Annotated in this window: 11 protein-coding genes and 1 pseudogene; 5 read left to right on the top strand and 7 right to left on the bottom strand. The window is 72.5% G+C overall.

Translation table 11 applies throughout. The features are described 5' to 3' along the window. The 3 genes and pseudogenes from GA0070215_RS27320 to GA0070215_RS27330 form a co-directional block, all read right to left on the bottom strand. Window positions 1-320, bottom strand: a pseudogene (locus tag GA0070215_RS27320) (hypothetical protein); the annotation flags it as partial. 707 nt (window positions 321-1,027) lie between these two features. Beyond that, the gene (locus tag GA0070215_RS27325) at window positions 1,028-1,711 is read right to left on the bottom strand and encodes a response regulator transcription factor (RefSeq protein ID WP_018789202.1); all 684 of its coding nucleotides are present in this window, start codon (window positions 1,709-1,711) and stop codon (window positions 1,028-1,030) included. A gap of 21 nt (window positions 1,712-1,732) precedes the next feature. Beyond that, window positions 1,733-3,025, bottom strand: coding sequence for a sensor histidine kinase (locus GA0070215_RS27330; protein WP_018789203.1), 1,293 nt, complete (start codon window positions 3,023-3,025; stop codon window positions 1,733-1,735). A gap of 199 nt (window positions 3,026-3,224) precedes the next feature. On the opposite strand from GA0070215_RS27330, the gene phoU reads away from it, so the two are divergent. Further along, a complete protein-coding gene (gene phoU / locus GA0070215_RS27335; RefSeq protein ID WP_091051671.1) occupies window positions 3,225-3,869 on the top strand; it encodes a phosphate signaling complex protein PhoU in 645 nt (214 codons plus the stop codon). Window positions 3,870-3,972: 103 nt separating this feature from the next. Here phoU and GA0070215_RS27340 read toward each other — a convergent pair whose 3' ends face one another. After that, window positions 3,973-4,740: a phosphoglyceromutase gene (locus GA0070215_RS27340; protein ID WP_018789205.1), complete on the bottom strand. Its 768-nt coding sequence runs from the start codon at window positions 4,738-4,740 to the stop codon at window positions 3,973-3,975. A gap of 151 nt (window positions 4,741-4,891) precedes the next feature. Between GA0070215_RS27340 and GA0070215_RS27345 the strand changes: the two genes are divergently transcribed. Continuing rightward, entirely contained in the window at window positions 4,892-6,217 is a 1,326-nt protein-coding gene (locus tag GA0070215_RS27345) for an MDR family MFS transporter (RefSeq protein ID WP_091051639.1), read from the top strand. 78 nt (window positions 6,218-6,295) lie between these two features. Next, entirely contained in the window at window positions 6,296-7,546 is a 1,251-nt protein-coding gene (locus tag GA0070215_RS27350; protein WP_091051641.1) for an MFS transporter, read from the top strand. 376 nt (window positions 7,547-7,922) lie between these two features. Here the strand turns inward: GA0070215_RS27350 and GA0070215_RS27355 are convergent, their stop codons facing one another. The 3 genes from GA0070215_RS27355 to mshA form a co-directional block, all read right to left on the bottom strand. Then, entirely contained in the window at window positions 7,923-8,810 is an 888-nt protein-coding gene (locus tag GA0070215_RS27355; protein ID WP_091051644.1) for a hypothetical protein, read from the bottom strand. A 77-nt stretch (window positions 8,811-8,887) separates the two neighbouring features. Continuing rightward, window positions 8,888-9,421 carry a type III secretion system chaperone family protein gene (locus GA0070215_RS27360; RefSeq protein WP_018789210.1) on the bottom strand — a complete coding sequence of 178 codons (534 nt, stop codon included), beginning with the start codon at window positions 9,419-9,421 and terminating at the stop codon, window positions 8,888-8,890. Window positions 9,422-9,466: 45 nt separating this feature from the next. Continuing rightward, entirely contained in the window at window positions 9,467-10,828 is a 1,362-nt protein-coding gene (gene mshA, locus GA0070215_RS27365) for a D-inositol-3-phosphate glycosyltransferase (RefSeq protein ID WP_091051649.1), read from the bottom strand. Window positions 10,829-10,999: 171 nt separating this feature from the next. Between mshA and GA0070215_RS27370 the strand changes: the two genes are divergently transcribed. Then, window positions 11,000-11,764, top strand: coding sequence for an SDR family oxidoreductase (locus GA0070215_RS27370; protein WP_091051663.1), 765 nt, complete (start codon window positions 11,000-11,002; stop codon window positions 11,762-11,764). A 56-nt stretch (window positions 11,765-11,820) separates the two neighbouring features. Beyond that, on the top strand, window positions 11,821-12,603 hold the full coding sequence (locus GA0070215_RS27375; RefSeq protein ID WP_091051668.1) for an SAM-dependent methyltransferase: 783 nt from the start codon (window positions 11,821-11,823) through the stop codon (window positions 12,601-12,603). Window positions 12,604-13,218: the final 615 nt, after the last annotated feature.

A 13,218-nucleotide genomic window follows, 5' to 3' on the forward strand; every position in this document is an offset into this window, starting at 1 on the left:
AGGTGACCGAGGTTCTCCAGCTTCGACTCCTGCAACGCCGTCGCGATCGACACCACCGCGGCACGCTCGTCCATCCCGGCCTTCTTCGTCGCCGCGATGATCGCCTTCACGTTCGCGGTCTGCTCGTCGCCCAGCTCGATCCGCGACTGCTCACCCTGCACACCATGCGGGATCAGCTTGTCACCCTGCACCGTCACGGCCACCGGCTTGGCGGCGTGCGTGGTGTCCGCCGCGTGGGCGGCCACCGGGCCGGCGAACACGCCACCGGTGAAAGCCAGACCAGCGATACCCAGCACGCTCTTCCGCAGAATCGTATTCATCAGAAATGCTCCATTCGGGGGTCGACGCATCCCCGGGGGACGGGATGCGCGGGCACCGTCAGGCGCTCGAAGTCTTGGGGGATCCGGTCCGTCCGCGAGGGCCCGAGGGGCCTTCTGCGCGGCGCCGGAAGCATGTCCAACGACCAGCCACCCGGCATCATTCCCGGGGACGCCACACGCCCACCAGGGGGCGCGGCGCGGGGCTTCACCTCGTCGGAGCCATCGTCAACGACCCGCCACCCGGGATCATTCCCCGGGCCCTCGCGGCGACCGCCCCGCAATCAGGGGGCGCCAGGCTGCTCGGTCGTTCACCCGGTCACAACGCCCCCGACCCGCCACCGATTCCACCCCCACAGCGCCACCCACCACCCCCGAACCCCGACAAACCCCTCACACCAGCCCTCCCCAGCACACGCTGCCCCCGGGGACGCCCACCACCGGGTCGATCATGAGGTTGACGGCGACAAAACGGACACCGATTGCCGCCCACTTCATGATCGACGCCCGCGGGGGCCGGCCAGCCGGGCGAGGGCGGGGCACCGCGGGCCCGGCCACGCGACCTTGCAGATCCGGCCCTCCGGGTGTCCCGTTCGCGTGGGTTGCGGGGCACGGAAGTCAAGATCGCGGGCGCCCGGAGAGGGAGGGACCGCCGAACCCGGACATGTCGTGGCGCCACAGGTCCAAGATCGGCGAGGGTGGGCTGTGGATCAGGGCTCGAACTTGTAGCCCAGGCCACGGACCGTGACGATGTAGCGCGGCGCGGACGGCTCCGGCTCGATCTTGGAGCGAAGCCGCTTCACGTGGACGTCCAGCGTCTTGGTGTCGCCCACGTAGTCGGCGCCCCAGACCCGGTCGATCAGCTGCCCCCGGGTGAGCACCCGCCCGGCGTTGCGCAGCAGCAGCTCCAGCAGCTCGAACTCCTTGAGCGGAAGCTGCACCCCGGCCCCGCCGACTGTCACCACGTGCCGTTCGATGTCCATCCGGACCGGGCCGGCGGCGAGCGTCGGTGCGCCCGTCTCGTTCGCCTCGGCGCTCTGCCGGCGCAGCACCGCCCGGATGCGGGCGACCAGTTCCCGCGGCGAGTACGGCTTGGTCACGTAGTCGTCGGCGCCGATCTCCAGGCCGACCACCTTGTCGATCTCGCTGTCCCGCGCGGTGACCATGATGATCGGCACGTGCGAGCGCTGGCGGAGCTGCCGGCAGACCTCGGTGCCGGACATCTCCGGCAGCATCAGGTCGAGCAGCACGATGTCGGCGCCGGTCCGGTCGAACTCGGTGAGGGCGGCGAGGCCCGTCGCGGCGACGGAGACCTCGAACCCCTCCTTGCGGAGCATGTAGGACAGGGCGTCGGAGAACGACTCCTCGTCCTCGACCACCAGTACGCGGCTCAACGGGTGTTTCCTTTCCTGTGGTCAGACCTGCCGGAGCTCGGCCGGGCCGGCCTCGATCCCAGCGGAGGCGAGTGTCGTCTCCAGGTCGTCCGGGGGGCGTGCGGGCAGCCGGAGGGTGAACGTCGACCCCCCACCAAGGGTGCTCGACACGTCCACCCGGCCGCCATGGTTGCTGGCGATGTGCTTGACGATGGCCAGGCCCAACCCGGTGCCGCCGGTCGCCCGGGAGCGGGCCTGGTCGGCCCGGTAGAAGCGCTCGAAGATCCGGTCGACCTCGTTGGGGGCGATGCCGATGCCCTGGTCCGTCACGGCGATCTCGACGTGTTCGTCGGTGCCGGTCACGTTCACCCGGACCGTGGTGTCCTCGGCAGAGTAGTTGATCGCGTTCTCCACCAGGTTCGCCACCGCGGTGGCGAGCTGGCTGTCGCTGCCGTACACGGTGACGCCCCGCTGCCCGCCGACGGCGATCTCCACCCGGCGGGCGGTGGCGGCGGTGCGGGTCCGGTCGACGACCTCGGCGAGCACCCAGTCCACCGAGACGGGTTCGGGGGCGGGCTGCGGTTCGGCGCCCTGGAGGCGGGTCAGTTCCAGCAGCTCCTGCACCAGGCGGCCGAGCCGGGTCGACTCGTGCTGGATCCGCTCGGCGAACCGCCGCGCGGCGACCAGGTCCTCGGACAGGTCGGGCGTGCCACCGGCGGCCGGCTCGGTGGCGTCGACGAGCGCCTCGGCGAGCAGTTGCAGCGCGCCGATCGGCGTCTTCAGCTCGTGGCTGACGTTGGCGACGAAGTCCCGGCGTACCCGCGCGAGACGGTGCGACTCGGTGACGTCGACCGCCTCGATCGAGACGTAGCCGGAGCCCAGTCCCATCGCCCGCAGGTGCACGCCGAGCGGGTTATCCCCGCTGCCGTCGCGACCCCGGGGCAGGTCCAGCTCTATCTCGCGCCGCACGCCCGTGCGGCGGACCTGCCCGGCGAGGGTACGGATCAACGGGTGCGCCGCGATCGACCCGGGCGTCGCCCCGGTACGGAGCAGGCCCATCGCGCGGGCGGCCGGGTTCACCAGCACCGGCACGTCGTCCGCGCCGAGCACCACCACGCCGGCGCGTAGCGAGTCGATCGTCTTGCGGCCGAGCCCGGATAGGCCCCCCTGCTGGTCGTCCGGAATCGTCGTCCTCCCTGCGTCACGACGGAGGAGTCCGCCGCCCCGCGACGCCCGGCGGCGCCGCCATTCGTCAACGGGTCCGGACAGCAGCGCCCCGGCGACCAACCCGGTCACCAGCGCCCCGGCCACCACGATGGCCACCGCCCATTCCACCCGGCGATCGTAGGGTCATTGTTAACCCCGGGATCGGGCACAGGGGGACGAACCACTCTCGCTTTCGGCAAAGTTCACCTGCGGGCCCTGCGTCGTTCATCCGCGTTCACCCTGGTGCCGGCCGTTCGGCCTAGCGTGGGGCGCGCACCTGCTCCTGCCGTACCCCGAGGGTGGCGGCCACCGACCCCAGGAAGTGACGATGCGCGACGAGTTCCGGGCCGACCTGCAGATTGTCAGCCAGTTGCTGGTGGACATGGCCGAGGCGGTACGCGCGGCCATGCGGCAGGCCACCAAGGCGCTGCTCACCGCCGACCGGACGGCCGCCGAGACGGTGATCGCGCGGGACGCCGAGATCGACGACCTCTACCGGCACGTGGAGGAGCGGGTCTGTGACCTGCTGGCCCGGCAGGCGCCGGTGGCCTCCGACCTGCGCGCGATGATCACCGCGTTGCACGTGGCCGCCGATCTGGAGCGGATGGGCGACCTGGCCGACCACGTGGCGAAGACGGCGCTGCGCCGCCACCCGTCTCCGGCGGTGCCGGCGGAGCTGCGGCCGGTCTTCACCGACATGGCGGGTATCGCCGACCGGATGGCCGAGAAGATCGGCTCGGTGCTGGCCAAGCCCGACGCCGCCGTGGCCGCCGAGCTGGACGGCGACGACGACGCGATGGACGACAGGCACAAGAGCCTGTTCGGGGTGCTGCTCGGCGACGACTGGCCGTACGGGGTGGAGACGGCGATCGACGCGACGCTGCTGGGTCGCTTCTACGAGCGTTTCGCCGACCACGCGGTGAACGCGGGCGAGCACGTGGTCTACCTGATCACCGGTTCCACGTCCGGCTGACCCCGGCCCCCGCGCAAGGAAGGGCCCCTTATTAACACTCAGTGTTAATAAGGGGCCCTTCCTCTACCGCAGACGTTAATAGGGGGCCCTTCCTTGCACCAGGTCAGCGGCCCTGGTTGGCGACCGCGGCGGCGGCGTCCTTGGCCGCCTCCGGGTCCAGGTAGGTCCCGCCGAGCACCTGCGGACGCAGGTCGGCGTCCAGGTCGTAGCGCAGCGGGATGCCGGTGGGGATGTTCAGCTTGGCGATCGACTCGTCGGAGATCTGGTCGAGGTGCTTGACCAGGGCGCGCAGCGAGTTGCCGTGCGCGGCCACCAGGACCGTCCGGCCGGCCAGGATGTCCGGCACGATCGAGTCGTACCAGTAGGGCAGCATCCGGTCGACGACGTCCTTGAGGCACTCGGTGCGCGGCATCAGCTCGGTCGGCAGCAGCGCGTACCGGGGGTCGCCGACCTGCGACCACTCGTCCGCGTCGTCGATCGGCGGCGGCGGCGTGTCGTACGACCGGCGCCAGAGCATGAACTGCTCCTCGCCGTACTCGTCGAGTGTCTGCTTCTTGTTCTTGCCCTGCAGGGCGCCGTAGTGGCGCTCGTTGAGCCGCCACGACCGGCGCACCGCGATCCAGTGCCGGTCGGCGGCGTCGAGCGCCAGCTCGGCGGTGCGGATCGCCCGGCGCAGCAGGCTCGTGTGCAGCACGTCAGGCAGCAGGCCGTGCTCGCGCAGCAGTTCGCCGCCGCGCCGCGCCTCGGTCTCCCCCTTGGCGGTCAGGTCGACGTCGACCCAGCCGGTGAACAGGTTCTTGGCGTTCCAGTCGCTCTCGCCGTGCCGCAGCAGGACCAGCGTCCCGACGGTGGGCCCCTCGCTCGCAGTCATGCCGATCATCCTGCCGTACGCCGCCGACGGACACGCGGCGACCTGTGGTGACGACCACCACGTGGAAAACCTGATGACCAGGGCTCGGGCCCGACACTAGGTTGTAAGGCGTCTTAATGAGGCCGGTCATTACCAAACAGGGGGCGTCGGGATGCGGACGGTGCGGGGCTGGTTCCAGGACACGGCGGGTGGCCTGCCACGGACGTTCTGGTACCTCTGGGCCGGTACGCTGATCAACCGGCTCGGCTCGTTCGTCCTGGTCTTCCTGGCCATCTACCTCACCCAGGAACGCGGCTTCTCCGCCTCGCAGGCCGGGCTGGTGATCGGCCTCTGGGGTGCCGGCGGCGCGGTCGGCACCACCATCGGCGGCACCCTGACCGACCGCTGGGGACGGCGGCCCACGCTGCTCACCGCGCACATCGGCGCGGCGGGCATGATGGTCGCGCTGGGCCTCGCCCGTCCGCTCTGGGCGGTCGCCGTGGGCGCGCTGCTGCTCGGCGCGTTCGCCGAGGCGGCCCGTCCCGCCTTCGGCGCGATGATGGTCGACGTGGTGCCGGACAAGGACCGGCTGCGCGCCTTCTCGCTCAACTACTGGGCCATCAACCTCGGCTTCGCCTGCGCGGCCGTACTCGCCGGCTTCGCCGCCCAGGGCAGCTACCTGCTGCTGTTCCTGGTGAACGCGACCACCACGCTGGTGACCGCGCTGATCATCTTCGCCAAGGTCGGCGAGACCCGCGGCCCGGTCACCGCACTCCCGGTCAAGGGAATGCCGGCTCCGGCCGGCGCGCTGCGCACCATCCTGGCCGACCGGGTGTTCCTCGGCTTCGTCGCGCTCAACCTGCTCGCCGCGCTGGTGTTCCTCCAGCACATCTCGATGCTGCCGATCGCCATGGGCGACTCCGGGCTCAGCCCGGCCACGTACGGCTCGGTGATCGCGCTCAACGGCGTGCTCATCGTGGTCGGGCAGTTGTTCGTACCCCGGCTCATCAAGGGCCGCAGCCGCTCCCATGTGCTGGCGCTCGCGGCGCTGGTGATGGGCGCCGGGTTCGGGCTCACCGCGTTCGCCGACACGGTCTGGCTCTACGGCCTGACCGTGCTGATCTGGACCGTCGGCGAGATGCTCAACTCGCCGTCCAACGCAACCCTCATCGCGGAGCTGTCCCCGGCCGCGCTACGAGGCCGCTACCAGGGCGTCTTCTCGCTGTCCTGGCAGCTCGCCGGCGCCGCCGCGCCGATCCTCGGCGGCCTGGTCCGCGAGCACGCCGGAAACAGCGCGCTCTGGCTCGGCTGCGCCGGCATCGGCGTCGTGGCGGCGGTCGCCCACCTGATCTCCGGCCCGGCCCGGGAGCGCCGCGCGGTGGTGCTGCGCGGGGTGGGCACGCCCGTCGCGCCGGTCACCGTCACCACCTCCCCGGCGCCCGAGGCGGCCGAGGCCGCGGCCACCGCACCCGCCGACCCGGTCCGGACCGGTTCCTGAGTACGCCCCGGCGCGACCGCCCCGAGGCGGGTGGTTACGGTACGGGGGATTCGGTAAGGAAACCTTCCTGGAGGACGTGTGCGCGGCCTGCGGCGCTGGTGGGACGACACGGCCGGCGGTCTGCCCGGCACCTTCTGGTACCTCTGGTCCGGCCTGCTGATCAACCGGGCCGGCGCGTTCGCGCTGCTGTTCCTGTCGCTCTACCTGACCGCCGCCCGGGGCGCCCCGCCGTCACTGGCCGGGCTGGTGGTCGGCGCGTACGGGCTCGGCGGCGCGGCCGGCACGCTGCTCGGCGGCGTCCTGGCCGACCGGTGGGGACGGCGGGCCACGCTGCTCGCCGCCCACCTCGTCGCCGCCGGGCTGATGGCGGCGCTGGCGTTCACCACGCACCTGGCGGCGATCGCCGTACTCGCCACCCTGGTCGGGGTGGCGCACTCGATGCCCAGCCCGGCGTTCGTGGCCGCCATCGTGGACGTGGTGCCCGAGGCTCGCCGTTCCCGCGCGTTCAACCTTCAGTTCTGGGCGTTCAACCTGGGCATGGCGGTGGCGTCGCTGCTGGCCGGCGTCCTCGCCGAGGCGAGCTTCGCGGCGCTGTTCCTGGTCGACGCCGCAGCCACGCTGGCGGCGGCGGTGGTGATCGCGCTGCGGGTGCCGGAGACGCTCGCCCGGCGGCCCGCGCCCACCCCTCGGGCGGTGGCCGGACGCCGCCCCGGGCTGCACACCGCGCTGACCGACCGCACGTTCCTGGTGTTCGTCGGGCTGACGTTCCTGCTGGCCGTGCTGACCATGCAGACCTCCACGATCATGCCGCTGGCGATGCGCGAGGACGGTCTGCGCCCGTCGGCGTACGGGCTGGTGGTGGCGCTCGGCGGGGCGCTCATCGTGGCCGGGCAGTTGTTCGTGCCCCGGCTCATCGAGCCGTACCGGAAATCGAGCGTGCTGGCCGTCTCCACCGGCCTGATGGCGCTCGGCTTCGGCGCGCTCACGGTCGCCGACGGGTTGCCGCTCTACCTCGGCGCGGCGGTGGTCTGGACGGTCGGGCAGATGCTCGCCGCGCCACCGAACGCGCAGATCAACGCGGACCTCGCGCCGCTCGAACTGCGCGCCCGCTACCAGTCGGTGTTCTACCTGACGTTCCCCGCCGCGTCGTTCGTGGCGCCGGCGCTCGGCGGGCTCAGCCTGGAGCACCTGGGCGAGCGGCACTGGCTGGTGGTGGGCGCGCTCGGCCTGCTGGCCGCCGCCGGGCACCTGCTCGCCGGGCCGCGCCGGGAGCGCCGGGTCGCCGCGCTGCGGGGGGCGGTGGCGGTACCGGTCGGATCCGCCCGCTGAGCGGGCGAGACAACGGCAGAGCGCCCACCCCGACCCCCGTCGAGATGGGCGCTCTGACCGTACGCCCGGCGGCGGCGGGCGACACTCACCCCCGTAAGCGTCGCCCGCTCGCGCCGCCGGTTCCACGGGCGGCACCGTCCCCCAACGGCGTGATCCACCCGATCTTCGCATCTCGCCTGCGCGGATCTGAGCGATCCACCGCTCCCCCGAACGGAAACAAGCGTGACGCGGTGTAATAAAGTTAGTTCGCCCGGATTCCGGATTCAACCCAGATCGCTGTCTCGCCCGTCACAGCGCCCGTGTCGGAGATCCGGCTGCCCGTGCCGTGTCCCTGGAATGGCAAACACGGCATCCCCGGGGTCCATTCCCGTAAACCTCAGCCGTCCTCGCGATTCGGGTTCTCGGTCCGGAAGAAGTTGCTCTGCCGGCCGTCCCGCAGCTGCTCCTGGTAGATCAGGTTCAGCCGCCGCAGGTCGAACGTGCGGAACCAGTCGTCCCAGGTGATCTCGCGGATCCGGCTGCTCTCCCGGTACCCGGGCATGTTGAACGTCAGCACTCCGGGCCGGTCGCCGCGCTCGGTACCCGCGATGGTGGCGGGCTTCGCGCCCCGCGCCCGCGCCCAGCGCTGGATCACCTCGTGGTTACGGGTCACCAGGCTCCGGCCCGGACGCTCCGGCCGGTCCGCGAGCGACGTGATGAGCTGCGACGATCCGATCGACCGGCTGGACGCCGGGCCACGGGACGGGGCGGCCTTCGCGCGGGACGGGGCGGCCTTCGCGCGGGACGGGGCGGCCTTCGCGCGGGACGGTGCCGCCTTCGCGCGGGACGAGGTCGCCTTCGCCTGGGCGGGTGCCGCCTTGCGCGTACCCGTCGCCTTGGCCCTGGCGCCGGTGGCGCGTGCGGCCGGCGCGGTCTTGGCCGGCGACGTGGCGCTCCGGCGGGCCGACGTGGTCCGCTTCGCCGCGGTGGTCTTCTTGGCGGCGGTGCTCTTGCGGGTCGCCGACGGCCGTCCGGCCGGGCCGGTGCTCCGCCGGGCGCCGCCCTCCCCGCGCATGGTCCGCGCCAGGGTCTTCACCAGTTCCGGCTTCCGCAGCGCGGAGATCCCGGAGACCCCGCGGCGCTTGAGCTGGCTGCGGATGTCGTCGACCTTCATCCGGGAGATCTCCGACTCCGACACCCTCGGGGTGTTCGGCGTCTGGTTGCCGGGTTGCCGCTTGGTCCGGGTCGCAGTCGTGCCGCGACCTGAGCTGTTGCGCTGAGCCATGGGACACGCTCCTCGACAGTCCGTCCTCGGCCCGCGGTGGGTCCCAGTGCTCCGCACCGCGCGGGGCGGCATACCCGTCAGGAGGACTCCGAACCTCCGGCGGACGATCCGGCAGTGGCGGAGGGCTCGAAGAGGTGCGCGAACGCGGCCAGGTTCGCGGTCGACTCGCCGCGCTTGACCCGCCACTCCCACTCCCGGCGGATGGCGGTGCCGAAGCCGATCTCCAGCATGCTGTCGAACGACTCGTCCGCGTACGTCAACACGGAACCGAGCAGCCGGTCCAGTTCGTCGGCGTCGATCCCGGCCAGGTTGACCCGCCCGGTCAGGTAGACGTCGCCGACGGAGTCGGTGGAGAACGAGACGCCGTACATGCGGGCGTTGCGCTGGAGCAGCCAGGCCCACAGCTCCTCGCGGCGCTCGTCGGGCTGGCGCATCACGAACGCCTCGATCCGCAGCGCGTGCTCACCCACGATCAGGTTGCAGATCGTCTTGAGCTTGTGCGTGCCGGGCAGCGTCACCGCGTACGACGCTTCGCCGGTGGACTCCCACTCCAGCTCACGCTCCGCGCAGACGGACTCGATCAGCGTGGCGACCTCACTCCTGCGGCTCATCGCACCCACTCTACGACCGGCGTACCGGGGCCGCCCGGTGGCGGATCACCACGAGCACAGCAGGGCCGCGTCGCCGCACCGGCGCGCCAGCCGGGCCCGGTGCTCGGTGATCGCCTCCCCGTAGACCGCGAGCAGGCCGGAGGCGGTGCGGTGCCAGGAGAAGTGCCGGGCGTGCCGCTCGGCGCCCCGGCCCAGCGCGGCACGGCGTACCCGGTCGGGCAGCAGCCGGGCCAGCGCGCGCGCCCAGTCGACCGGGTCGTGCCCGTCGATGAGCACGCCGCTGACGCCGTCGCGTACCGCCGTCACCAGGCCGCCCACGGCGGCAGCCAGCACCGGTGTGCCGCACGCCTGGGCCTCCAGCGCGACCAGCCCGAACGACTCGTTGTGCGACGGCACCGCGACCAGGTCGGCGGCGCGGTAGAGGGCAGGCAGGTCCGCACCGGTCTGCGGCGGGAGGAAACGCACCCGGTCGGCGATGCCGAGCGCGTGCGCGAGCTCGATCAGCGCGGTGGGCCGGTCCAGGCCGGTGCCGCTCGGCCCGCCGCAGATCACCACGGTCACCTCGTCGGCCAGCGCCGGGTCCCGTTCGCGCAGCGCGGCGGCGGCGCGGACCAGCACGTCCGGCGCCTTGAGCGGCTGGATCCGGCCGACGAACGCGACCACGTACCCGTCCGTCGGCAGGCCGAGCCGGCGGCGCGCGGCCCGGGTCGCGGCGTCCCGGTCGCCCGTGGCGGGACGGAACCGGTCCAGGTCGACGCCGGGCTCCACCACCGCCACCCGGTCGGGCTCGGCCGCGTACCGGTCGAGCAGGTCGCGGGCCTCGACCCGGGTGTTGGCGACCAGCCGGTCCGCCTCGGTGACCACCTGCTCCTCACCGATCACCCGGGCCTTCGGCTCGGGCCGGTCCCCGGCGGCCAGGCGGGCGTTCTTGACCTTGGCGAGCGTGTGCGCGGTGTGCACCAGCGGTACGCCCCAGCGCTCCTTGGCCAGCCAGCCGACCTGCCCGGAGAGCCAGTAGTGCGAGTGGATCAGGTCGTAGTGGCCGGGCGGGCGGGCCGCCTCGGCGCGCAGCACCCCGGCGGTGAAGGCGCAGAGCTGACCGGGAAGTTCCTCCTTGGTCAGCCCTTCCAGCGGCCCGGCGGTGACGTGCCGGACGGACACGCCGGGCGCCACCTCGACCACCGGGGGCAGGTCACCGGCGGTGGCCCGGGTGAAGATCTCCACCTCGACGTCGGCCTCGGCCAGCCGCCGGGCCACCTCCAGGATGTAGACGTTCATGCCGCCCGCGTCGCCCGTGCCGGGCTGGTGCAGCGGCGACGTGTGCACCGACAGGGTGGCGATACGGCGGGGCCGGGGCCACGGAAGGGCACCTCGCTGACGACCGACACCGGTGTGCAAATCCGCCACGTCCGCTCCCTCTGTCACGGTTGATGCCGTCCCGCACGACCGGCGCTTCTCGGTCAACCCGTGTGCCGGATGTCATCTTCCCCATCGGAGTACGGAAATGCTTTGCGCCGGGTCCCGGGCGTGACGGACCTCATCCCGCCGCCCGGCCCGGCGGCGGGGGACAATGACCGGATGAGTTCAGTCGCCATCGTCACCGGGGCGTCCAGCGGGATCGGCGCGGCCACCGCCCGCCGGCTCGCCGCCGAGGGATTTCACGTGCTCGCCGCCGCCCGGCGTACCGAGCGGCTGGCCGCGCTGGTCGCCGAGATCGAGAGGGCCGGCGGCGCGGCGACGGCGGTGGCCTGCGACGTGACCTCGGACGAGTCGGTCGCCGGCCTGGCCTCCGCCGCCGAGGCCGCGCCCGGGCCGGTCACGCTGCTGGTGAACAACGCCGGCGGCGCCCGCAGCCTGGACCCGGTCGAGACGGCCGACGTGGGCGACTGGCAATGGATGTACGACGTCAACGTGCTCGGCACGCTGCGCGTCACCAAGGCGCTGCTCCCGGCGCTGGAGCGCTCCGGCGCCGGCACGGTCGTGATCGTCAGCTCCACCGCCGGGCACGTGGTCTACGAGGGCGGCGGCGGCTACACGGCCGCCAAGCACGCGCAGACCGCGATCGCCGGCACACTCCGGCTCGAACTGTGCGGCCGTCCGGTCCGGGTGATCGAGATCGACCCCGGCATGGTGCGGACCGAGGAGTTCGGCCTGGTCCGCTTCGGCGGTGACGCCGACCGGGCCGAGGCGGTCTACGCCGGAGTCGCCGAACCGCTCGTCGCCGACGACGTGGCCGACTGCGTCGCCTGGTGCGCGACCCGCCCGCACCATGTCAACATCGACCGGCTCGTGGTCCGCCCGCTGGCCCAGGCCGCGCAGCACAAGGTGCACCGGACGCCGTGAAGCGCGAGGAGTGAGCCGGTTTTGCGAGCCCCGCAGTCGCTGACCCGGAGGCACTGATGGAGCGTCCGCTCGGCGTGGCCACCCGGGGCACCACGAACCCCAACCGGCTCCGGCGGGTGGACAACTGGATCGTCGAGACCTGCGGCGACGCGCTGCGCGCCGCCGCCGACCCGCTCGTGGTCGACCTGGGCTACGGCGCCACCCCCGTCACTCCCGTCGAACTGCGGGCCCGGCTCGCGGCCGGGGTCCGCGCCGACGTGCGGGTGGTCGGCCTGGAGATCGATCCGGTACGCGTCGCCGCCGCCCTGCCCGCCGCCGACCCGCCCGGGCTGACGTTCGCCCGGGGCGGCTTCGAACTGGCCGGGCTGCGCCCCGCGCTGGTGCGGGCGTTCAACGTGCTCCGCCAGTACGACGAGAGCGAGGTGGCCGACGCCTGGCGTACCGTCACCGGCCGTCTCGCGCCGGGCGGGCTGCTGGTCGAGGGCACCTGCGACGAACTGGGGCGACTCGGCTCCTGGGTGCTGGTGGACGCCACCGGCCCGCGCACGCTCACCCTGTCGGCGAAGCTGACCACGCTGGAGAGCCCGGCGACGATCGCCGAGCGGCTGCCGAAGGCGCTGATCCACCGCAACGTGCCGGGTGAAGGCGTCCACGACCTGATCGGTGCGCTGGAACACGCGTGGCGCTCGGCCGCCGGCTACGCCCCGTTCGGCCCGCGGCAGCGCTGGTTGCGAACGGTCGAGGCGGTGAAGGAGTCAGGCTGGCCGATCCAGGACACCCCGCGCACCTGGCGCCACGGCTACCTGACCCTCCCTTGGCCCGCCATAGCCCCCCGCTGACCCACCCCACCCCCGCCCCCGCCGCCGCCACACCCGTCGATCTTGGAGTTGTGGCGCCTCAGATGCCCGGTTAGCCCGACTTATCAGGTGCCACAACTCCAAGATCGCAGAGGCTTCGGGGCGACGCGGGCGCGGGAGTTCCGGGAGCCGGGAGCCCTTGACAACCCACTCACAGATCGACGAAAACGGGCGTCCCCGGGCTCGACGAGCACTTTCGTTGATCTTGCAGTTCTGCCCCGGGAAAGCGCGTGAGTCGGACATTCCCGGGGCCGTAAGTGCAAGTCACCCGGTCTCTTCGGGACGCCGCGCAGGCGTGAAAATGGTGGGTAGGTCGCCCGCCGACGCCGATCGATCTTGGTCCGTTTGAGGCCGTGTGCAAGTCTGGCGCCGGGGCCACGGACCTCACGGGTCACGCATTGTTGCTTCGAGCACGCCGGTCAGATTTTCGGTTTCCGACCGAGGCCCCCGGGCGGCCTGCCTCCTGGTCGATCACGGGTGCACGGAAGGGAACGAGGGATGGGTGGCAGGCGGGTCGAGGAGATCCCGGACGCCGACAGTGAGCAGGTCTGGCAGCGGGTGTGTGCGGTCGATGTGGCGAAGGAGTCCGGGATGGTG

This window comes from Micromonospora marina, assembly GCF_900091565.1.
Classification (GTDB): Bacteria; Actinomycetota; Actinomycetes; order Mycobacteriales; family Micromonosporaceae; genus Micromonospora; species Micromonospora marina.